The sequence below is a fragment of the Streptomyces sp. M92 genome, assembly GCF_028473745.1.
Classification (GTDB): domain Bacteria; phylum Actinomycetota; class Actinomycetes; order Streptomycetales; family Streptomycetaceae; genus Streptomyces.
On the sequence record NZ_CP101137.1, the window covers coordinates 6,256,268 to 6,274,972 of the forward strand.

Annotated in this window: 24 protein-coding genes; 12 read left to right on the forward strand and 12 right to left on the reverse strand. The window is 72.4% G+C overall.

The genetic code is table 11. The annotated features are described in order from the left end of the window. The first annotated feature begins 13 nt into the window (after window positions 1–13). Both M6G08_RS28605 and M6G08_RS28610 read left to right on the forward strand, forming a co-directional pair. Window positions 14–991: an LLM class F420-dependent oxidoreductase gene (locus tag M6G08_RS28605; RefSeq protein WP_272590000.1), complete on the forward strand. Its 978-nt coding sequence runs from the start codon at window positions 14–16 to the stop codon at window positions 989–991. 109 nt (window positions 992–1,100) lie between these two features. Beyond that, window positions 1,101–1,526, forward strand: a complete 426-nt coding sequence (locus tag M6G08_RS28610) for an SsgA family sporulation/cell division regulator (RefSeq protein WP_272590001.1) — start codon at window positions 1,101–1,103, stop codon at window positions 1,524–1,526. A gap of 16 nt (window positions 1,527–1,542) precedes the next feature. Here M6G08_RS28610 and M6G08_RS28615 read toward each other — a convergent pair whose 3' ends face one another. Then, on the reverse strand, window positions 1,543–2,040 hold the full coding sequence (locus tag M6G08_RS28615; RefSeq protein ID WP_272590002.1) for a DUF6328 family protein: 498 nt from the start codon (window positions 2,038–2,040) through the stop codon (window positions 1,543–1,545). Window positions 2,041–2,196: 156 nt separating this feature from the next. On the opposite strand from M6G08_RS28615, the gene M6G08_RS28620 reads away from it, so the two are divergent. Then, window positions 2,197–2,544, forward strand: a complete 348-nt coding sequence (locus tag M6G08_RS28620) for a hypothetical protein (protein ID WP_272590003.1) — start codon at window positions 2,197–2,199, stop codon at window positions 2,542–2,544. 16 nt (window positions 2,545–2,560) lie between these two features. On the opposite strand, the gene M6G08_RS28625 is transcribed toward M6G08_RS28620, so the two are convergent. From M6G08_RS28625 to M6G08_RS28645, 5 genes are all read right to left on the reverse strand, one after another. Continuing rightward, window positions 2,561–3,544 carry an aldo/keto reductase gene (locus M6G08_RS28625; protein ID WP_272590004.1) on the reverse strand — a complete coding sequence of 328 codons (984 nt, stop codon included), beginning with the start codon at window positions 3,542–3,544 and terminating at the stop codon, window positions 2,561–2,563. 61 nt (window positions 3,545–3,605) lie between these two features. After that, on the reverse strand, window positions 3,606–4,823 hold the full coding sequence (locus M6G08_RS28630; RefSeq protein WP_272590005.1) for an FAD-dependent monooxygenase: 1,218 nt from the start codon (window positions 4,821–4,823) through the stop codon (window positions 3,606–3,608). Window positions 4,824–4,940: 117 nt separating this feature from the next. Continuing rightward, window positions 4,941–5,645, reverse strand: coding sequence for a ribonuclease H family protein (locus M6G08_RS28635; protein WP_272590006.1), 705 nt, complete (start codon window positions 5,643–5,645; stop codon window positions 4,941–4,943). Window positions 5,646–5,690: 45 nt separating this feature from the next. Next, window positions 5,691–6,482 carry a VOC family protein gene (locus tag M6G08_RS28640; RefSeq protein WP_272590007.1) on the reverse strand — a complete coding sequence of 264 codons (792 nt, stop codon included), beginning with the start codon at window positions 6,480–6,482 and terminating at the stop codon, window positions 5,691–5,693. Window positions 6,483–6,488: 6 nt separating this feature from the next. After that, complete coding sequence (locus M6G08_RS28645; RefSeq protein WP_272590008.1) at window positions 6,489–6,971, reverse strand: VOC family protein; 483 nt, start codon at window positions 6,969–6,971, stop codon at window positions 6,489–6,491. Between the two features lie 227 nt (window positions 6,972–7,198). Here M6G08_RS28645 and M6G08_RS28650 point away from each other — a divergent pair, with 227 nt between their 5' ends. Together M6G08_RS28650 and M6G08_RS28655 are read left to right on the forward strand one after the other, a co-directional pair. Further along, window positions 7,199–7,855, forward strand: a complete 657-nt coding sequence (locus M6G08_RS28650) for an ATP-dependent Clp protease proteolytic subunit (RefSeq protein WP_272590009.1) — start codon at window positions 7,199–7,201, stop codon at window positions 7,853–7,855. Then, window positions 7,855–8,457, forward strand: coding sequence for a ClpP family protease (locus M6G08_RS28655; RefSeq protein ID WP_272590010.1), 603 nt, complete (start codon window positions 7,855–7,857; stop codon window positions 8,455–8,457). Before M6G08_RS28650 ends, M6G08_RS28655 begins: the two co-directional genes overlap by 1 nt. A gap of 50 nt (window positions 8,458–8,507) precedes the next feature. On the opposite strand, the gene M6G08_RS28660 is transcribed toward M6G08_RS28655, so the two are convergent. Further along, window positions 8,508–8,948, reverse strand: a complete 441-nt coding sequence (locus M6G08_RS28660; protein ID WP_272590011.1) for a helix-turn-helix domain-containing protein — start codon at window positions 8,946–8,948, stop codon at window positions 8,508–8,510. Between the two features lie 248 nt (window positions 8,949–9,196). Between M6G08_RS28660 and M6G08_RS28665 the strand changes: the two genes are divergently transcribed. Then, window positions 9,197–10,084, forward strand: coding sequence for an RNA polymerase sigma factor SigF (locus M6G08_RS28665; RefSeq protein ID WP_272591460.1), 888 nt, complete (start codon window positions 9,197–9,199; stop codon window positions 10,082–10,084). 16 nt (window positions 10,085–10,100) lie between these two features. Here M6G08_RS28665 and M6G08_RS28670 read toward each other — a convergent pair whose 3' ends face one another. Then, entirely contained in the window at window positions 10,101–10,556 is a 456-nt protein-coding gene (locus M6G08_RS28670) for an ATP-binding protein (protein WP_272590012.1), read from the reverse strand. A 157-nt stretch (window positions 10,557–10,713) separates the two neighbouring features. On the opposite strand from M6G08_RS28670, the gene M6G08_RS28675 reads away from it, so the two are divergent. The 3 genes from M6G08_RS28675 (at window position 10,714) to M6G08_RS28685 (ending at window position 13,224) form a co-directional block, all read left to right on the forward strand. Next, the gene (locus M6G08_RS28675) at window positions 10,714–11,298 is read left to right on the forward strand and encodes a PRC-barrel domain-containing protein (RefSeq protein ID WP_272590013.1); all 585 of its coding nucleotides are present in this window, start codon (window positions 10,714–10,716) and stop codon (window positions 11,296–11,298) included. Continuing rightward, window positions 11,295–11,711: a PRC-barrel domain-containing protein gene (locus tag M6G08_RS28680; RefSeq protein ID WP_272590014.1), complete on the forward strand. Its 417-nt coding sequence runs from the start codon at window positions 11,295–11,297 to the stop codon at window positions 11,709–11,711. Before M6G08_RS28675 ends, M6G08_RS28680 begins: the two co-directional genes overlap by 4 nt. 232 nt (window positions 11,712–11,943) lie before the next feature. Next, on the forward strand, window positions 11,944–13,224 hold the full coding sequence (locus tag M6G08_RS28685; RefSeq protein ID WP_272590015.1) for a streptophobe family protein: 1,281 nt from the start codon (window positions 11,944–11,946) through the stop codon (window positions 13,222–13,224). A 34-nt stretch (window positions 13,225–13,258) separates the two neighbouring features. On the opposite strand, the gene M6G08_RS28690 is transcribed toward M6G08_RS28685, so the two are convergent. Next, a complete protein-coding gene (locus M6G08_RS28690) occupies window positions 13,259–13,669 on the reverse strand; it encodes a hypothetical protein (protein WP_272590016.1) in 411 nt (136 codons plus the stop codon). A 336-nt stretch (window positions 13,670–14,005) separates the two neighbouring features. Continuing rightward, a complete protein-coding gene (mgrA, locus tag M6G08_RS28695; RefSeq protein WP_272590017.1) occupies window positions 14,006–14,998 on the reverse strand; it encodes an L-glyceraldehyde 3-phosphate reductase in 993 nt (330 codons plus the stop codon). Between the two features lie 145 nt (window positions 14,999–15,143). Here mgrA and M6G08_RS28700 point away from each other — a divergent pair, with 145 nt between their 5' ends. Both M6G08_RS28700 and M6G08_RS28705 read left to right on the forward strand, forming a co-directional pair. After that, window positions 15,144–16,028 carry a LysR family transcriptional regulator gene (locus tag M6G08_RS28700; RefSeq protein ID WP_272590018.1) on the forward strand — a complete coding sequence of 295 codons (885 nt, stop codon included), beginning with the start codon at window positions 15,144–15,146 and terminating at the stop codon, window positions 16,026–16,028. A 25-nt stretch (window positions 16,029–16,053) separates the two neighbouring features. Then, window positions 16,054–16,569 carry a mycothiol transferase gene (locus tag M6G08_RS28705; protein ID WP_272590019.1) on the forward strand — a complete coding sequence of 172 codons (516 nt, stop codon included), beginning with the start codon at window positions 16,054–16,056 and terminating at the stop codon, window positions 16,567–16,569. Here M6G08_RS28705 and M6G08_RS28710 read toward each other — a convergent pair. Further along, window positions 16,551–17,630 carry an adenosine deaminase gene (locus M6G08_RS28710; RefSeq protein WP_272590020.1) on the reverse strand — a complete coding sequence of 360 codons (1,080 nt, stop codon included), beginning with the start codon at window positions 17,628–17,630 and terminating at the stop codon, window positions 16,551–16,553. The two genes, M6G08_RS28705 and M6G08_RS28710, sit on opposite strands and share 19 nt — an antisense overlap. A gap of 45 nt (window positions 17,631–17,675) precedes the next feature. Beyond that, on the reverse strand, window positions 17,676–18,068 hold the full coding sequence (locus M6G08_RS28715) for a VOC family protein (RefSeq protein ID WP_272590021.1): 393 nt from the start codon (window positions 18,066–18,068) through the stop codon (window positions 17,676–17,678). Window positions 18,069–18,215: 147 nt separating this feature from the next. Between M6G08_RS28715 and M6G08_RS28720 the strand changes: the two genes are divergently transcribed. After that, on the forward strand, window positions 18,216–18,671 hold the full coding sequence (locus tag M6G08_RS28720; RefSeq protein WP_272590022.1) for a pyridoxamine 5'-phosphate oxidase family protein: 456 nt from the start codon (window positions 18,216–18,218) through the stop codon (window positions 18,669–18,671). Window positions 18,672–18,705: the final 34 nt, after the last annotated feature.

Consider the following 18,705-nt stretch of genomic DNA (forward strand, 5'->3'; position numbering starts at 1 on the left):
GGACTCGGCCGTTATGGTGCAAATCGGATACACGATGATGACCGAGCAGGCCGGCCCCCGTGAGCTCGTCGGCCACCTGGTGCGTGCCGAGGAGGTGGGGTTCGACTTCTCGGTGACCTCGGACCACTACTTCCCGTGGCTGCGTGCGCAGGGCCACTCGCCGTACGCGTGGAGTGTGCTGGGCGCGGCGGCGCAGGCGACCTCCCGCATCCCGATGATGACGTACGTGACGTGTCCGACGTTCCGCTACCACCCTGCGGTGGTGGCGCAGAAGGCGGCGACGGTGCAGTTGCTGTCCGAGGGCCGGTTCCGGCTGGGGCTCGGTTCGGGCGAGAACCTCAACGAGCACGTGGTGGGCGGCGGCTGGCCGTCGGTCGACGTGCGGCACGAGATGCTCCAGGAGGCCGTGGAGATCATCCGGGCGCTGTTCGAGGGCGGGCACGTGAACCACCGGGGCGCGCACTTCGACGTGGAGTCGGCCCGGCTGTGGGACGTGCCGGACAGCCCGCCGCCCATCGGCGTCGCCGTCTCGGGGGAACGCTCGTGCAAGCTCGCGGGCGAGCACGCCGACCTGGTGATCGCCACCGAGCCGAAGCCGGGGCTGCTGGAGGCGTTCGACCGCCACGGCGGCCGCGGCAAGCCGCGCGTGGGTCAGCTGCCGGTGTCCTTCGATCCCGACCGGGACACGGCGATCAAGCGCGCCCACGCGCAGTTCCGCTGGTTCGGCAGCGGCTGGAAGGTCAACTCGGAACTGCCGCACCCGGATTCCTTCGAGGCGGCCACCCAGTTCGTCACCCCCGACGACGTCGCCGAGTCGATCCCGTGCGGCGACGACCCGGACGCCTTCGTGGAGGCCGTACGCCCCTACGCCGAGGCCGGGTTCACCGAGATCGCCCTGGTGCAGATCGGCGGCGAGAGCCAGCCCGCCTTCCTGGACTGGTCGGAGAAGACCCTGCTGCCCGCGCTGCGGGAGGCGCTGGGCGACTCCTGAGACCCGGCCCGGAGATCCGGGCTCCGGCGATTCACTCGTCCGACTGAGCATCTTGCCGGCGTGCGGGGTACTAGAGGGCTCTACGTCCGTTCCCATGGAGGCCGCTGTCGTGAACTCCCTCGTGCGCAAGACGCTGGTGGTGCAGCTCCAGGCGGGCGACGCCGAGCGCTGCCCGGTCCTCGCCCACCTCGGCTACGACGCCGCGGACCCGTTCGCGCTGTCCGTGGTGTTCAGCCACGACGGCCGTGTGCTCGCCCGGTGGACGCTGGACCGGGAGATGGTGGGCGACGGACTGAACCGTCCGGTCGGCGTGGGCGACGTGCGGCTGCGGCCCGAGTCGCGGGGCATGTGGGACGAGTTGCGCGTCGAACTGCTCGGCGACGCCCGGCCGGACGGGGACCGCCACCGCGCCGTGGTGTTCGTGTGGGCGGCGGCGGTCGACGCCTTCCTGCGCGAGACGTACGAGGTGGTGCGGCCCGGGCAGGAGGAAGTGCGCGTCGACGACTTCCTCGCGGAGCTCATGGCCGGGGGCTGAGGCCGACGGTCCGTCCTCAGCGGGACGTGTGGCGGTACCTGGTCCACAGCGGGATCGCGAACCAGCACAGCAGGTACCAGAAGACGACGCCGGCCACGAGGTAGGGCACGAAACCGTCGTCGGTCGCGACGCGCAGGATCAGCAGCAGCGAGCAGGCCGTCGTGGCGAGCAGCAGGACCAGGCCCAGGATGGTCAGCCGGGACGCCCACCGCACCGCCTGGGGCTTCACGCGCCGACCCGAGACGAGGCGGTGCAGGGAGACCGGCCCGATCAGGGCGCCGGTCGTCACGGCACCGAGGACGACCGTGATCAGGTAGATCGTCTGGTCCGTGTCCGACAGGTCGTCGTACTTGGGCTGGAACACGACGGTGAGCAGGAAGCCGAAGAGGATCTGCACGCCCATCTGCGCGACGCGGACCTCCTGGATCAGCTCCGTCCACATCCGGTCCGCCCGCTCCTCCTCGGTCTCGTTGCGCCCCCTGCGCCGCGCCGGCCCGTCAGCCGCGTCCGTCACGTTTCCTCCCGTTGCCGTGGCCCTGAGTCCTCTTCCCTCTTCCCGGGTTCCCCGCCGGCAGGCGCCCTGTCGGCGGGGAACGGCGCACGGTTTGGGTGAACGGGGGACGGTTACACGGGCCGGGACCGAAGCAGGCTGCCGGGAGGATGGCGAAGGATGTCCGACACTCAGCTCACCGTGACGCTCAGCGGCGGCGGCGTGGACGACGCGCGGGCGGTCGTGCGCGCACTGGAGGGTGTCTTCGGGGCGCCCGACGCGATGCCGGCCGACGACCGGGCGACGGTGCGCACCGCGACCTTCGACTCCCCGGACGCCCCGAAGGCGCCCACGGAGACCCGGGAGGCGGGCGCCCCGCTGTCCGCGCCGGTGACGGTCACCGTGCAGGGCACGCCCCAGGCCGTCGAGGCGGCGAGCCGGACCCTGGCGCAGGCCTTCAGCACCCGCGACGAAGGGGCGGCCTCCGGCGACCAGGAGCGGGAACGCGAACTGCTCCTGGTGCCGTGAGCCTCGTCCGCACCGGCTACCAGCGGCCCTCGACCTGCTCCTTGATCCGGCGGTCGTAGAGGTCGCTGATCGCCGCGAGGGTCCGCTCGGACAGCTCCGGCAGCCGGGCGGCGTCCGCGTTGGCGCGGGCCTGCTCCGGGGACCGGGCGCCGGGGATCACGGTGGTCACTCCGGGCTGCTGGACGATCCAGCGCAGCGCCAGCTGGGCCGGGGTGTACCCCTCGGGGGCGAGCGCGGCGAACTCCGCCGCCGCCTGGACGCCGGTGGTGAAGTCGACGCCGGAGAAGGTCTCGCCCTGGTCGAAGGCCTCGCCGTGCCGGTTGAAGTTGCGGTGGTCGTTGGCGGCGAAGACCGTGTCCCGGGTGTACTTGCCGGACAGCAGGCCGGAGGCGAGCGGCACCCGGGCGATGATGCCGACGCCGGCCTCGCGGGCGGCCGGCAGGACCTCGCGCAGGGGCTTCATCCGGAACGGGTTGAGGATGATCTGCACGCTGGCCACGTTCGGCCGGGCGATGGCGGTCAGCGCCTCCTCGCAGGTCTCGACGCTGACGCCGTACGCGTCGACGCGCTCCTCCTCGACCAGGGTGTCCAGGGCGTCGAACACCTCGTCGCTGGAGTAGACGGGGGTGGGTGGGCAGTGCAGCTGCACCAGGTCGATGACGTCGACGCCGAGATTGCGGCGCGAACGGTCGTTCCACTGACGGAAGTTGTCGAGGACGTAGTTCTGCGGGATCTGCTCGACCCGGCGGCCCATCTTGGTGGCGACCAGCACGTGCAGGTCGGGCCGGCCGCGCAGGAACGTGGCGATGGTCTCCTCGCTGCGTCCGTCTCCGTAGACGTCGGCGGTGTCGAAGAAGGTCACCCCGGATTCGGCCGCCGTCTCCAGCACCTTCAGGGCTTCCTTGTCGTCCACGTCTCCCCAGTCGGCGCCGAGTTGCCAGGTGCCGAGACCGATCACCGAGGCGTGCTGGTGGGACCGTTCGAATGTGCGCTCGTCCATGCCGGCCAGTCTGTCATCCGGCGCCCGCCCGCACCGCGTCGGCACGGTACGGGCGGGCGGTTCAGCCGCGGGTGGCGAGGTTCCGCGCCTGCACCGTCCGCGCGATCACGGGTCCCAGTCTGCGCTTGAGCCGCCGCAGCGCCCGCGAGTGTCCGGCCGCGCGGTCGATCCGGTGGTACAGCCGGGGCGGGACGTACGGCAGCAGGGGCGAGTGGCGCTGGCCGAGCAGCGCGAACATCTCCTGCGGGGGCAGCCCGATGTAGCGGGGCAGGTTCTCGTACCACCGGGCGCTGTAGCGGGCCGCGCTCTGCACCGGCAGCAGGGCCGCCTTGCGTTCCCGTTCGTAGCGGGCGAGGGCGTCCGGGAGCGGGGCGGGCTCGCGCAGTGCGCGGGCCAGGGCCATGGCGTCCTCCAGTGCGAGCGTCGTTCCGGCGCCGATGGAGTAGTGGGTGGTGTGGGCGGCGTCGCCGACCAGGACCAGGTTGCCGCGGGACCAGGTGCGGTTGGTGAGGGTGCGGAAGGTCAGCCACGAGGCGCCGGAGCCGGACGAGGCCCGGCCGGTGAGCGGGTGGCCGTCCAGGACGTCGGCGAACAGCTTCTCCAGCAGGACGAGCCCCTCGGCCTCGTCGGCCCGGTCCAGGCCCAGCCCGGTCCAGGTCTCGGGGGCGCACTCGACGACGCAGGTGCTGCCCTCGGGGCCGTAGCCGTAGCCGTACGCCCAGATCCAGCCGTGGGGGGTGTCGGTGAAGGCGAAGGTGAACGCGTCGAAGACCTTGGTGGTGCCGAGCCAGATGTAGTGGTTGCGTCCGGCCCGGACCTCGGTTCCGAAGTGGCCGGCGTGCCGGGTGCGCACGGCGCTGCCCACGCCGTCGGCCGCCACGACGAGGTCGGCGCCCGGCAGTCGGTCGGCGCCGACCTCGTGCTCGTGCTCCAGGCGCACGCCGAGCGAGCGGGCACGGGCGGCGAGGATCTCCAGGAGCCGGTGGCGGCCGATGCCGAAGCCCTCGTCGCCGCGGTGCCGGGCGGTCCGGTCGCCCACGTGGGCGACGCCGTCGCGCCAGCACGCGGAGTGCTCCTCGACGGCGCGCGCGGACTCGGGGTCGTGCTCGTGGAGCCGGTCGAGAAGTCCCCGCCAGTAGGTCACGCCCCAGCCGTAGGTGGAACCCTCGGGGCTGCGCTCGTGGACGGTGATGTCGTGGGACGGGTCCTGAAGCTTCAGCAGGATCGACAGATACAGGCCGGCGGGCCCGCCGCCGACGCAGGCGACCTTCACATTCACCCCTGGAACGCACTCAAAACGGGCATATCGCTACGCAGCGTACAGAGGTACGGGACGCCGTCGCGTGACCTCGCCCGACGCGGGTCGCGCGCCGGACGGACGACGGGAAAGGGCGGACTAGCCGGCCGCGGCCGTGCGGCACTCCGGGTGGCCCCAGCCCTGATCGTTCTTGGCGATGGACTCACCGGCCGCGTACGAACGGCCGCACAGGCAGCGTCCGGGGAACTTCGCCTTGATGGTGCGTGCGGAGGAGCCGCCCTTGCGGGCGGTGGACGGCCCCCGGCGCGGTGCCTTCTTCGCCGTCTTCGCCGGGGCGTCCGGTGCGGGCGGCGGCTCGGGGGAGCCGAGTCCGCTGCCCGCGGGCTCCTGGACGACGGCCGCCTGGCTGGCGGCGCGGTCGGCGAAGTCGTTGAGCCGGTCGCCGTCGACCTGGTGGGCGGGCACGTAGCGGAAGTCGACCGAGCGGCCGGCGAGCAGCTCGTCGATGCGCACGACGAGCTCCTGGTTGGCGACCGGCTTGCCGGCGGCCGTCTTCCAGCCGTTGCGCTTCCAGCCGGGCAGCCAGGTGGTGACGGCCTTCATGGCGTACTGCGAGTCCATGCGGACCTCGAGGGGGACGCCGGGGTCGGTCGAGGCCAGCAGGCGCTCCAGCGCCGTGAGTTCGGCGATGTTGTTGGTGGCCCGGCCCAGCGGCCCGGCCTCCCACCGCACCGGGGTCTCCGACGCGTCCGCCACCACCCAGGCCCAGCCGGCCGGGCCCGGGTTTCCCTTCGAAGCCCCGTCGCACGCGGCCACCACACGTTCAAGCATGCGCCCGATCATGCCATGGGGCGGCGGGGCGTCCGGACCGGGTCACGGGACAGGCGTTCAGGAGACGTCGGTGATCTTCGGCATCTCTCCCTCGGTCCGCGTGGTGTCGATCACCGAGAAGTCGGCGCCCTGCGGGTCGCTCAGCGTCGCGTACCGCCCGAAGGGGGTGCTCATCGGCCCGAAACGGAGGGTGCCGCCGAGTTCCGTCGCGCGGGCCACGGCCGCGTCGCAGTCGGGGGCGGTGAAGTAGACGTTGATGTACGACGGCACCTCGGGCGGGAAGTCGTCCGTCACGGCCATGCGGCCGAGCACGGGCTCCTCACCCAGGTCGAAGAGGCGGAAGTCGACTCCGTCGTCCTCCATCCGCTTCGCCCGGTAACCGAAGACCGCGGGGAAGAAGGCGTCCGACTTGTCCGGCTCCCGGGTGAAGACCTCGGCCCAGCAGTACGCGCCGGGCTCGGCGACGGCCTCGAACCCCTCGTGGGCGCCGCCCTGCCAGAGACCGAACACGACGCCGCCCGGGTCGCGGGCCAGGCACATGGTGCCGAAGTCGCCGACCCGCATCGGCTCCATCACCACCTGGCCGCCCGCCTCACGGATCCGGGCGGCGGTCGCCGTCGCGTCCCGGGAGGCGAAGTAGAGACACCACTGGGACTGCCCCTCCTGGCCGGGTACCGGCGGCACCACGGCGGCGACCGCCCTGCCGTCCGCGTAGCACTGCGTGTAGTCGCCGTACTCGGACGACGACACGCCGAAGGTCCAGCCGAGGACCTCACCGTAGAAACGCTTGGCTCCCTCGACGTCGGTGAACATCGCGTCCGCCCAGCAGGGCGTTCCTTCGAGTCGCATGACACTTCACTCCCCGGCGTACGCCTTCTCCAGTGCGGCGATGTCGAGCTTGCGCATCGACATCATGGCCTGGTTGGCCCGTGCGGCCTTCGCGGGGTCGGGGTCGCGGAACATCTCCTCGAGCCGGCCCGGGACCACCTGCCAGGAGACGCCGAACCGGTCCTTGACCCAACCGCAGGGGCCCTCCTCGCCGCCGTCCTCGGTGAGCCTGGCCCAGTAGTGGTCGACCTCCTCCTGGTCGTCGCAGGTGATCTGGAAGGAGATCGCCTCGTTGAACCGGAACTGAGGGCCGCCGTTGAGGGCGACGAACCGCTGTCCGTTCGCCGTGAAGTCGACGGTGAGCACGGTGCCGGCGGGCTGGTGCGCCCCCTCGGGGTAGCGGGTGACGGCGCCGATGCCGGAGTTCTCGAAGAGGGAGACGTAGAAGTGGGCGGCCTCCTCCGCCCGGCCGTCGAACCACAGACACGTGGTGAATCCGTCGGTGTTCATGAGTACCTCCCGGTCGCGGAACACGGTCACCACTGTCGACCGGCCGGAGCCGGAGAACTCATCGGTCGTGTGTCCCTTGTCCTCACCCACCGCCGGGACGCTCTGCCCGTGGCAGATCTGCCGCGGGCAGAGAAGGGCCTTTCCGGGGCCGCGGCGGGCCAAGAGTGGAGGGAGCGCGGCGCCACCGGCCGCGTACGACTCGTCCGACGACCCGACAAGGAGCACCGATGTCCCCACTCATCGCCGGTCTCGCCCCGGCCGCACTGCCCCGCGCGGAGGAGGGGGACACCCCTCCCTCCCGGTTCGACGACCACCTGGCCGCGCAGCTGCTGGCGCAGCGGATCGTGCTGCTGGGCACGCAGGTCGACGAGGTCTCCGCGAACCGGGTCTGCGCCCAGCTGCTGATCCTGTCCGCGGAGGACCCGCGGACCGACATCACGCTGTGCGTCAACAGTCCGGGCGGCTCCGTGCACGCGGGGCTCGCCATCTACGACACGATGCGGCTGATCCCCAACGACGTCTCCACGCTGGCCATGGGGTTCGCCGCCAGCATGGGGCAGTTCCTGCTGAGTGTCGGCACCGCCGGCAAGCGGTACGCGCTGCCGAACGCGCGCGTCATGATGCACCAGCCCTCGGGAGGCATCGGCGGCACCACCGCCGACATCGAGATCCAGGCGGAGAGCCTGGAGTTCACCAAGCGGACCATCGAACGGATCACCGCCGAGCACACCGGGCAGAGCCCGGAGACCATCTCCCGGGACGGTGACCGGGACCGCTGGTTCACGGCCGAGGAGGCCAAGGAGTACGGCATGGTGGACCGGGTCGTGGAGTCCCTCTCGGACATCCGCCCGGCCGCGACGCGACCGAGGATGGGGCTGCGCTGATGGGGAGCTACACGATTCCGAACGTCATCGAGCGGACCCCGCAGGGGGAGCGCTCCTTCGACGTCTTCAGCCGGCTGCTGAACGAACGGATCATCTTCCTGGGCACCGAGATCGACGACGGCGTCGCGGGCGTCGTCATCGCGCAGCTCCTCCATCTGGAGTCGGCGGCCCCGGAGAGTGAGATCGCCATCTACATCAACTCGCCCGGTGGCTCGTACACCTCGCTGATGGCCATCTACGACACCATGACGTTCGTGCAGGCGCCGATCTCCACGTTCTGCGTCGGGCAGGCGGCCTCCACGGCGGCCGTACTGCTGGCCGGCGGCGATCCCGGGCGGCGGTTCGCCCTGGAGCACTCGCGGGTGCTGCTGGGCCAGCCGGCCAGCGGCGGACAGCGTGGCACGGCCTCCGACCTGGCACTCCAGGCCAGGGAGATGGTGCGGATCCGCTCCCAGGTGGAGGGGGTCCTGGCGCGGCACACCGGTCACGACGTGGCGACGCTGCGCGCGGACACGGACCGGGACAAGGTGTTCACCGCCGAGGAGGCCGTGGCCTACGGGCTGGCCGACGAGGTGCTGAGCCGGCGCCGGGTGGCGTTCTGAGAGCCGGGCCGGTGTCCCACGGCTCGCGGGACACCGGCCCGGACGGGCCGTCAGGCCGCCAGGCACATCCCGTCGTGCCGGGCACCGGACGCGCCGGGCCCCCGGTCGGCACCGGTGTGCCGGGAGGCGAGGCGGACCAGCTCTCCCTGGGCCCGCGCCAGCAGGTCGCCGAGGCCCAGCCCGAGGGCGCCCGCGGCGGCGGCCAGCACCTCGGAGGAGGCCTCCTTGCGGCCGCGCTCCACCTCGGAGAGATACGGCATGGAGATGCGGGCGGCCTCCGCGACCTCCTTCAGGGTGCGTTCCTGGGCGAGGCGTTCACGCCGCAGGATGTCGCCGACCAGATCGCGCCACAGGGGCTCCCGGGCGACGGGGCGCCTTCGTTCCGGGGCGAGGGGCGGGGCGGCGGGCGGGGCGGCGGGGCGTGCTGGTGGGCGCTGGGCCCGGGGGCGGATGGGGATGACGCGGGCTTCGTTCGGCACGTGGCTGGTCACCTCCTCAGCCTAGGAGCCCGGCGGGGCGGGGAAAGGGGGCGGCGTTCAGCCCAGAGGGAAACCCCCGGGTGCCGGTCGGGGTGCGCGGGGCTACCCTGAGGACTGGACGCATCACTCCGCGAAGGCGCCGCGGCACCCGCTTTCCGCCACTCGTGAAAACGAGAGGCATGTGCCGCAGCGACCCGGGTACCCGCAACCGCGGGAAAAACCTAGGGAGACGCCGAACCGTGACTTTCGTGGGAGAGGTAATGGAGACCGCCGTGATCCGGCCCGAGGCGCAGGTCGTAGAGGAGACCACCGGGAGCGGGACGGGTGACGGATCGCTGCCGGGAGTCGTGGACCCCCGCACCGTGGCTCCGCGTGACGCACGGCAGCTGTCGCGCCAGTTCTTCCAGCGCCTGTCGGAACTCGAAGAGGGCACGCACGACTACCAGTACGCGCGCAACACGCTGATCGAGATGAACATGTCGCTCGTGCGGTTCGCCGCCGGCCGCTTCCGCGGTCGCGGGGACGACATGGACGACATCGTGCAGACCGGCATGATCGGTCTGATCAAGGCCATCGACCGGTTCGAGCTGTCGCGCGAGGTGGAGTTCACCTCCTTCGCGCTGCCGTACATCGTCGGCGAGATCAAGCGGTTCTTCCGGGACACCACCTGGGCGGTGCACGTGCCGCGGCGGCTCCAGGAGCTGCGCGTCGAGCTCGCCAAGGCCCGCGAGGAGCTGTCCTCGCGCCTGGACCGCGAGCCCACCGTCGCCGAGCTCGCCACACTGATGAACATCGGCGAGAACGAGGTGATCGAGGGCCAGATCGCCTCCAACGGCTACAACTCCTCCTCCCTGGACGCGGCACTGACCGGCGACGGGCCCGAGAACGGCGAATCGGTGCTGGCCGACTTCATCGGCATCGAGGAGGACGGGCTGCGGCTCGTCGAGGACTTCCACTCGCTCGCCCCGCTGATGGCCGAGCTCAGTGAACGCGACCGGCGGATCATCCACATGCGGTTCGTCGAGGAGGCCACCCAGGCGGAGATCGGCGAACAGCTCGGCTGCTCGCAGATGCACGTGTCCCGGCTGATCAAGCGGATCATCACCCGGCTGCGCGAGGGCATGCTCGGCGAGCTGGGCTGCGCCTGAAACCTGCCGGGGGGGCTCAGGTCTCGGTGAGCGGCACCTGGGCCGTGACCCGCTTGCCGACCGGTACGCGTTCGACGACGACCGTCTCGGCCAGGGCGTGGACGATCTCCAGACCGTGCCGGCCGACGCGCTCGGGATCGCGGGGGTAGCGCTCGGGCACCGCACCGCTGCTGTCGTAGACGGTGACGGCCACCGAGGCGGGTGTGCCCTCCAGCTCCAGGACGTACGGCCCTTTGCTGTGGCGGTCGGCGTTGGTGACCAGCTCGCTCACCACGAGCAGCACCGCGCCGTCGGCCCGCGGGCCGACGGTGGCGCACCACTCGGTCCTGAGCTGGTCGAGGAAGAGCGAGGCGAAGGAACGTGCCTGCGCTATGCACCCCGGTTCACCGGAGTAGTGTGCCGCCCGCCTCAGCGGTTCAACGGGTACGTCGAAACCAGTCGGTATCACTGCCCCGTCCAGGTACTCGGTCATGCGTTTCTCTCTCGGAAGCCGGACTGGCCGGACGCTGCTGCACCTGTCCTCGTACCCCGGGCCCGGCTTCGCAGTCCCCCTGTTCTCGTACTGCGGGCATCGTCACAGTGGCGCGGGGAACCCGAAGGCCCGGGAGAGGGCGTGGGAAGGGTGCGCGATGAACGAACTGATGGCCGCACGAAGCCTCACCACCCGGCCGGTGGTCACCCTCGGCGGCGATGCCGTCGCCCACGTCAAGGACACCGTATGCGACGCCGAAGCGAGCCGGATCACCGGTTTCACCCTGACCGGACGCGGGCTGCTGTCGGGACCTCTGAAGGAGGGGCTGCCCTGGCTCTCGGTGTACGCGCTGGGGCACGACGCGGTGATGATCCGCGACCGGCGGGGCCTGGTGAGCGCCGCGGCCATGACGGCGCACCAGCAGACGCTGCGGGCCCGGGTGCTGGGGGCGCGGGTCCTCACGGAGGGCGGTGAGGAACTCGGCACCGTGCTCGACGTCGTGGTGGAGGGCGGTACCGGGGGGCGGGTCGTCGGCTTCCGGGTGGCGGCGAGCAGACGGTTCGTTCCGGGGCACACCCGGCACCGGCGGCGGGTGTACGTGCCGCGCGGTGGTTCGCTGAGGGTCGACGGCCGGTCCCTCGTCCTGCCCGGGGAGTCCGCCCGGCACGTCGCCGACGACCTCTCCGGTCTCACCGCCCTGGTCGGCGGGGTGCCCGGCCACTGGAAGGGCTCCCTGCCGTGATGCTCTTCACCGAGGTGCGGGGACTGCCGGTGACGGTGCCGGACCGGGCCGGACCGCTCGGCACCGTGACGTGCCTGACCGTCGACGTCGCGTCCGGGGCGGTGAGTCACGTCCGGCTGCGGGGCGGCCGATTCCGCAGGGAGACGGTGCTCCCCTGGGACGAGGTGCACGCGATCGGCCCGGAGGGCGTCCGGGCCGGTTCCGCCGACGCGGTGGACACCGCCCCGCCCTGCCACGACCTGCTGGACCGCCGGGTCCTGACCGAGGCCGGCACCGAGCAGGGCACGGTGCTGGACGCCGCCTTCGACACGGGGACGGGGCGCCTCCTCGCGCTCTTCACGACCCGGGGCGAGGTACCGGCCGACCGGCTGCTGGGCCTGGGCGACCACGCCGTCGTCGTCCGGACGGGCTGAGCCACCGCGCCGGGTGGCCCGGCGGCCCCTCGGGCGCGGGCGGGCCGGAACACGGCGGGCCGGCCCACGCCCGTACGTCCGCACACCCGCTCGACGAGCGGGCCGACGGGCCGTACCTGGACGGACCGGCGACGGGGCGGTCCGCTCGTGCGTCCGTGGCGATCGCGCATCCGGCGGACGCGGACGGGCCCGTCGGCGCGCGCCCCGGACCGGTGCTGCTTAGCGTGGCAGCGTGAGTTCGCGAACCCCACCCGGCACCTCCGGATCTGCGGTCGCCCGTCATGGCTGGCCGCAGGCCCTGGTCACAGTGGTGACCGGGCTGGTCGCCATGTGGGTCGTGGCCGCGCTGGGGCTGTGGGCGGCCGGCGCCGCGGACCTGCCCGACAACGCCTTCCCCCGGGTCGTCGCGGCGACCGTCGTCACGGCCGTGGGCGGGGCGCTGGAGGTGTCCGGCGACGCGGGAGGGTTCGCCGAGACCGACGCGGGCCTGACCGTGCTGCCGCTGTCCGTGACACTGACCGGCGCGCTGGTCGTAGCCCGGGGCTTCCTGCGGCCGTTGCGGCACCGGGCGGTCGCCGGTGCCGCGGAGCTGGCCGGCTGGGCCGGACGGATCGCCGTCCTGTGGCTGCTCGCCCTGCTGGGGCTCGCCTTCGCGGCCCGCCAGACCTTCGAGGTGTCCCTCGGTGAGGGCATTCTGGACGACCTCGGTGACCTCTTCGGGATCGCTCCGCGGGTCGGTTTCACCACGGACGTGCCGTTGACCGTCCTCTTCGGGCTGCTGTGGCTGGCCGGAGTGCTCGTGCTGGCGCTGCTGGTCTCGCGCGGGGCACCGCTGCCCGGGCGGCTGCTGCGCCTGCACACCTCGGCCCGGCCGGCGGCGTACGCGATGGTGGCGCTGCTGCTCGCGTACGTCGGCGTCGGCGCCGTGGTGGGGCTGGTCGTCGCCGGGACGCGGGGGCACCCGGCGGAGACCTTCGCGGTCCTGCTGCTCGGCCTGCCGAACCTGACATGGCTCGCGCTCACGGTCGGCCTCGGTGCCACGTGGGACGGGCGCGTGGAAGGACCGTTCGGGCTGCCGATGCCACACGTGCTGGATCAGGTACTGCGCGGTCCGGACGTCTCCGCCCTGAACCTGGGGACGCTCACCGAGCACGACGGGCGGTGGTGGTGGCTGCTGGCCGTCGCGGCGGTCCTGCTCCTGGCGGCCGGGTTCGTCCTCGCGTCCCGCTCCCCGGCCGGGACCCCCGCCTGGCTGCACGCCGTGCACATGGCCGTCGCGCTGGCGCTCACGGTTCTCATGATCGGCCTGGTCGGCCGGATCTCCGCGCACTACGGCCTGTCGGTACTCGGCATCGGCGACCTGGGCGGCGGACTGTCCGGGCAGCTGTTCCTGCGCCCCCGGCTGTGGGCGGCGGTCGGTCTCGCCCTGGCGTGGGGGCTGGTCACCGGATTCGCCGGGGCCCTGCTGGCGCGGTGGGCGGGCCGGCGGCGCGACAAGGCGGCGGGTTCCTAGGAGGCCCTGGGGCGGACGGGGAGGCCCGGGCGGTTCAGGCGACGGGGACGACGAGGGGCGGAGCGGCCCGCTGCATGCGCAGGGCGTCCACGGACTCGGCCATCAGCTCGTACTCGGTGGTGTCGTCGCTGGTGGCGATGCGCACCAGGCGCCCCGCGGCCAGCTCGTCGGCGACCAGCTCCTGCTGGACGTCGTCGGCACACCAGGTGCGCAGCACGCGCGGCACGTCGGGTGCGTCGTCGGCGACCGGAGTCAGGGCGCCGCGCGGTAAGTGGGGGGTGTCGGGCTGCGGGTCGAGCCGCTCGGCGATCCAGGAGGCCCGGTCGCGCAGCCACCACAGGGCGAGGGGGAGGGTCGGGGCCCGGTAGGTTCCCAGCGGTACTCCGATGCGCCGGCCGTCACAGACACCGTAGGCGGTGACATGGCACAGGAACTCGTCGTGCACTGCTCCCCTCCCCCGTCGCGCAGTCCGCCTGCCGGTCGGGCGTGACGTCCGTGCGGCTCGTGTGCTGTGCGTGAGGGCGCCGTCGCGTGCGGTGAGACGCCCTGTAGGTGAGTATGTTCACTACTGAACCACTGTCACCATGAATTTCCGGCCAGTCTCCTGGCATATTCACGGCCGCTGGTGGCCGAAACAGCGCGTCGCGGGGTGTGGGCTGGGCGGCGGTACCGGAAGGCCCCGGTCCGCCGGACATGCCGAGGATCCCGAAGGCGGGCCGCCGCCTCCGGGATCGCGTCCGATTTCCTGCCGGCTCTCTACGTCGTGTTGCCTGCCGGCTCTCTACTGCCTGACGATCTCGTCGATCCGGGCCAGTTCGTCGGCCCCGAAGTCCAGGTTCCGCACGGCCGCCACGCTGTCCTCCAGCTGCTGCGGGCTGCTCGCGCCGACCAGGGCGGAGGTGACCCGGCCCTCGCGCAGGACCCAGGCCAGCGCCATCTGGGCCAGGGACTGCCCGCGGGACCCCGCGATGTCGTTCAGGGCGCGCAGCCTGCCGACCAGCTCCCCGGTGAGCGCGTCCGAGTCGAGGAAGGGGCTGTCGCTCGCGGCGCGCGAGTCCTCGGGGATGCCGTCGAGGTAGCGGCCGGTCAGCAGGCCCTGCTCCAGCGGGGAGTAGGCGATGGAGCCGGTCTCCAGTTCGTCGAGGGCGTCGAGGAGGCCGCTGGTCTCGGGGCGGCGGTCGAGCATGGAGTAGCGCGGCTGGTGGATCAGCAGCGGGGTGCCCAGCCCGGCGAGGATGCGGGCGGCCTCGCGGGTCTGCTCCGGCGAGTAGTTGGAGACGCCGACGTACAGCGCCTTGCCCTGCTGCACCGCCGTGTGCAGGGCGCCCATCGTCTCCTCCAGGGGAGTGTCCGGGTCGGGGCGGTGCGAGTAGAAGATGTCGACGTACTCCAGGCCCATGCGGGACAGGCTCTGGTCGAGGGAGGAGAGCAGGTACTTGCGCGAACCCCACTCGCCGTACGGGCCGGGCCACATCAGATAGCCGGCCTTGGTGGAGACGACCAGCTCGTCGCGGTACGGCGCGAAGTCGGCCTTCAGCGCCTCGCCGAGGGCGGACTCGGCGGAGCCGGGCGGCGGGCCGTAGTTGTTGGCGAGGTCGAAGTGGGTGACGCCGAGGTCGAAGGCGCGGCGCAGGATGGCGCGCTGGGTCTCGACGGGGCGGTCCGGGCCGAAGTTGTGCCACAGGCCGAGCGAGAGCGCGGGGAGCTTCAGGCCGCTGCGTCCGGTGCGCCGGTAGGGCATGTCCGCGTAGCGGCCGGGGTGTGCGGTGTACAACGCGACTCCAGAGGGGTTGGTACCCGAGGTACGGGAGATATGGGAGGTACGGGCTTGTGCGGAACCGCGTCCCACTCTGGCGTGACCTGCGGGCAGTGGTCCAACAGAAGAATCCGATGGGATTGTGCGGCTACGCTTCTGAGGCATGGAACTGCGTCATCTCCAGCACTTCGTGGCGGTCGCCGAGGACCAGCACTTCACCCGGGCGGCCGAACGGCTGCTGGTGTCCCAGTCCGGCCTGTCGGCGTCCATCCGGGCGCTGGAGCGGGAGCTGCGGGCGCCGCTGTTCGTGCGCACGACCCGCCGGGTGACGCTGACGGAGGCCGGGCGGGCGCTGCTGGGCGAGGCCGAGCGGATCCTCGCACAGGTGCGGTCCGCGCACGAGGCCGTCGCGGCGGTGCAGGGCGTGCTGCGCGGCACGCTGTCCCTGGGGACCGAGCAGTGCATCGCCGGGGTGCCGGTGGCGGCGCTGCTGGCCGCGTTCCGCAGGGAGCACCCGGACGTGGAGATCCGGCTGCGGCAGGCGGGCTCGGGCGCGCTGGCGGAGGAGGTCGCGGCCGGGCGGCTCGACCTCGCCTTCGCCTACCGGACGCAGGAGGACACGGACCAGCTGCGGTCCGTGTCGCTGGCCGGCGAGCCGATGACGGTGCTCTGCCACCCCGGCCACCGTCTGGCGGCGCACGGCGCGGTGCTGACCCCGCAGGACCTCGCCGACGAGGTGTTCGTCGACTTCCACCCCGACTGGGGCCCGCGCCGCGTCACCGACACCGCCTTCGCGGAGGCCGGAGTGCGGCGGACCGTCGCGCTGGAGGTGAACGACGTGCACGGTCTGCTCGACCTGCTCGACGAGAACCTCGGCATCGCGGTCGTACCACGCCACTTCCGGCACAAGCGGGCCTCCCTCACCTCGCTGCCCCTCAAGGAGGGCGACGAGAGGGCGTACGAGACCATCGCCCTCCTGCCGCCCGTCCAGGCCACCAGCCCGGCGGCGCGGGCGCTCATGGCGCTGCTGGAAACGGCGAGCGGCTGAGGCCGGACTGCGCGATGGTGGACGCATGCATGCGAAGGACATCCTCATCGAGGCCTACGGCCGCATCCAGGAAGAAGTCCACGCCGCCGTCGAGGGCCTGGACCCCGACGGCCTGAACGCCCGCCCGGCCGGCGACGCCAACTCCGTCGCCTGGCTGGTCTGGCACCTCACCCGGGTCCAGGACGACCACGTCGCGGACGCCTTCGGGCTCGACCAGGTGTGGCTCGCCGACGACTGGGAGGAACGCTTCGGCCTGGGCCTGCCCCGCGGGGACACCGGGTACGGCCACAGCCCGGCGCAGGTCGGGAAGGTCCGGGTCGACTCCGCCGGCCTGCTGACCGGGTACTACGACGCGGTGCACGAGCAGACGCTCGGTGCGCTGCGCTCCCTGGCCGCCAAGGACCTGGAGCGGATCGTGGACGAGAACTGGGACCCGCCGGTCACGCTCGGCGCGCGCCTGGTCAGCGTCCTGTCCGACGATCTCCAGCACGCCGGACAGGCCGCCTATGTACGCGGACTCGTTCAGAGCGCCGAGGCGTAGCCCGGCAGGACCACGTCCTCGATGAGGGCCGTGCGCTCGTCGAAGGGGATGAAGGCGCTCTTCAGCGCGTTCACCGTGACCGTGCGCAGGTCCTCCACCGTCCAGCCCGCCTGCTCGACCAGCAGGGACATCTCGCGGGTCATCGTCGTGCCGGAGACGAGCCGGTTGTCGGTGTTGAGGGTGACGCGGAAGCCGAGGTCCTTGAGCGCCGTGATCGGGTGCTCGGCGATCGAGGTCGCGGCGCCGGTCTGGAGGTTGGAGGTCGGGCACATCTCCAGGGCGATCCGGCGGTCGCGGACCCAGCCGGCGAGCCGGCCGAGCTTGCCGGCAGCCAGGTCGGGGATGTCGTCGGTGATGCGCACGCCGTGGCCGATGCGCTGGGCGCCGCACACCTGGAGGGCCTGGTGGATGCTGGGCAGTCCGTGCGCCTCGCCGGCGTGGATGGTGAACGGCACGTTCTCGCGGCGCAGGTGCTCGAAGGCGTCGAGGTGGTCGGCGGGCGGGAAGCCGTCCTCGGCGCCCGCGATGTCGAAGCCGACGACGCCCGCGTCCCGGAAGGCGACCGCGAGGTCGGCGGTCTCCCGGGTGCGGTCGAACATCCGCATCCCGCATAGCAGGGTGCCGACACGCACCGGCGTACCGGCCGCCGCCGCCTTGGCCATGCCGGCCGCCAGTCCCTCCTGGACGGTCTCGACGACCTCGGCGAGGGTGAGGCCGCCCTTCAGCATCAGCTCGGGGGCGTAGCGGACCTCGCCGTAGACGACACCGTCGGCGGCCAGGTCGAGGACGTACTCCTCGGCGGTGCGCAGCAGGCCCTCGCGGCTCTGCATCACCGCGAGGGTGTGCTCGAAGGTCGCGATGTAGCGGACCAGGTCCCCGGAGTTGGCGGCCTCGTAGTACCAGGCGGCCAGTTCGTCGGGGTCGGTGGTGGGCAGGGTGTGGCCGACGGACCCGGCCAGTTCCACGACGGTGGCGGGGCGCAGGCCGCCGTCGAGGTGGTCGTGCAGGACCGCCTTGGGGAGGCGGCGGAGGGTTTCGGAGTCTATGCGCGTAGATGACATGAGCGGTCATTCCTCGGCGGGTCGGTGAGCGAAGGGCGGGGTCGGTCAGGCGGCGGGCTGGAGCAGGTCCCAGCGGTTGCCGTACAGGTCCTGGAAGACGGCGACCGAGCCGTACGGCTCGCGCCGGGGCTCCTCCAGGAAGGTCACGCCGGCGGCCGCCATCCGGGCGTGGTCGCGGGCGAAGTCGTCGGTGTACAGGAAGAACCCGACGCGCCCGCCCGTCTGGTCGCCGACCCGGGCCCGCTGCCGCTCACCCTTGGCCCGGGCCAGCAGCAGCGCGGTGCCGCCGCTCCCCCTACCGGGCTCGACGACCACCCAGCGGGAGCCGTCGGGCCGGGCGGAGTCCTCGGCGAGGCGGAATCCGAGGGCCTCGGTGTAGAAGCGGATCGCCTCGTCGTAGTCGTCGACGACGAGAGCGACCAGGGCGATGTGCGGCATCGGGACCTTTCGGGACGGACGATTGACGGGAGAGGTTATACGTAAAACCCGTCGAACGCCAGTCCTCGGTCCTAGGCCTCGGGTACGAGGGGCAGGACCGCCCCGGGCCCGAGGCGCGAGCGCGGCCCGCCCCCTACCGTCACGGACATGAAGATCACCGCACCGCCGCGCGATTCCGGGCAGCGCCGGCAGGACGTGCTCGACCGCCTGGAACGCGAACTGGACATCTGGGTGGCCACGGCGGACACCGACGGCGTGCCGTGCCTGGTCCCGCTGTGGTTCGTGTGGCACGAGGAGTCGGTCTGGCTGTGCACCCGGCTCACCAACCCGACCGGCCGCAACCTGCGAGGCGGCGGCCGGGTCCGGCTGGCGTTCGGGCACACCCGGGACGTCGTGCTGATCGACGGCGTAACGGAGACGTTCGGCCTGCGGGAGGCACCCTCGGCGGCGGACGCGTTCGCCGCGAAGACCGGCTGGGACCCTCGCGGGGACAGTGCGTCGTACGCCTGGTTCCGGGTGCGGCCGTTCGCGGTCCAGGCGTGGCACGAGGAGCGCGAGTTGAAGGGGCGGCACATCATGCGGGAGGGTGTCTGGGCCGTGTAGGGGCTGTCGTCCGGTCCCCGCGTCTGCGGCACGG

What these genes read in the sequence shown, in the direction of transcription:
- M6G08_RS28605 (WP_272590000.1), top strand. Translation starts at nt 14, where the DNA reads ATGGTGCAAATCGGATACACGATGATGACCGAGCAGGCCGGCCCCCGT.
- M6G08_RS28620 (WP_272590003.1), top strand. Translation starts at nt 2,197, where the DNA reads ATGTCCGACACTCAGCTCACCGTGACGCTCAGCGGCGGCGGCGTGGAC.
- M6G08_RS28625 (WP_272590004.1), bottom strand. Translation starts at nt 3,544, where the DNA reads ATGGACGAGCGCACATTCGAACGGTCCCACCAGCACGCCTCGGTGATC.
- M6G08_RS28635 (WP_272590006.1), bottom strand. Translation starts at nt 5,645, where the DNA reads ATGATCGGGCGCATGCTTGAACGTGTGGTGGCCGCGTGCGACGGGGCT.
- M6G08_RS28640 (WP_272590007.1), bottom strand. Translation starts at nt 6,482, where the DNA reads ATGCGACTCGAAGGAACGCCCTGCTGGGCGGACGCGATGTTCACCGAC.
- M6G08_RS28645 (WP_272590008.1), bottom strand. Translation starts at nt 6,971, where the DNA reads ATGAACACCGACGGATTCACCACGTGTCTGTGGTTCGACGGCCGGGCG.
- M6G08_RS28650 (WP_272590009.1), top strand. Translation starts at nt 7,199, where the DNA reads ATGTCCCCACTCATCGCCGGTCTCGCCCCGGCCGCACTGCCCCGCGCG.
- M6G08_RS28655 (WP_272590010.1), top strand. Translation starts at nt 7,855, where the DNA reads ATGGGGAGCTACACGATTCCGAACGTCATCGAGCGGACCCCGCAGGGG.
- M6G08_RS28665 (WP_272591460.1), top strand. Translation starts at nt 9,197, where the DNA reads ATGGAGACCGCCGTGATCCGGCCCGAGGCGCAGGTCGTAGAGGAGACC.
- M6G08_RS28670 (WP_272590012.1), bottom strand. Translation starts at nt 10,556, where the DNA reads ATGACCGAGTACCTGGACGGGGCAGTGATACCGACTGGTTTCGACGTA.
- M6G08_RS28675 (WP_272590013.1), top strand. Translation starts at nt 10,714, where the DNA reads ATGAACGAACTGATGGCCGCACGAAGCCTCACCACCCGGCCGGTGGTC.
- M6G08_RS28700 (WP_272590018.1), top strand. Translation starts at nt 15,144, where the DNA reads ATGGAACTGCGTCATCTCCAGCACTTCGTGGCGGTCGCCGAGGACCAG.
- M6G08_RS28705 (WP_272590019.1), top strand. Translation starts at nt 16,054, where the DNA reads ATGCATGCGAAGGACATCCTCATCGAGGCCTACGGCCGCATCCAGGAA.
- M6G08_RS28710 (WP_272590020.1), bottom strand. Translation starts at nt 17,630, where the DNA reads ATGTCATCTACGCGCATAGACTCCGAAACCCTCCGCCGCCTCCCCAAG.
- M6G08_RS28715 (WP_272590021.1), bottom strand. Translation starts at nt 18,068, where the DNA reads ATGCCGCACATCGCCCTGGTCGCTCTCGTCGTCGACGACTACGACGAG.
- M6G08_RS28720 (WP_272590022.1), top strand. Translation starts at nt 18,216, where the DNA reads ATGAAGATCACCGCACCGCCGCGCGATTCCGGGCAGCGCCGGCAGGAC.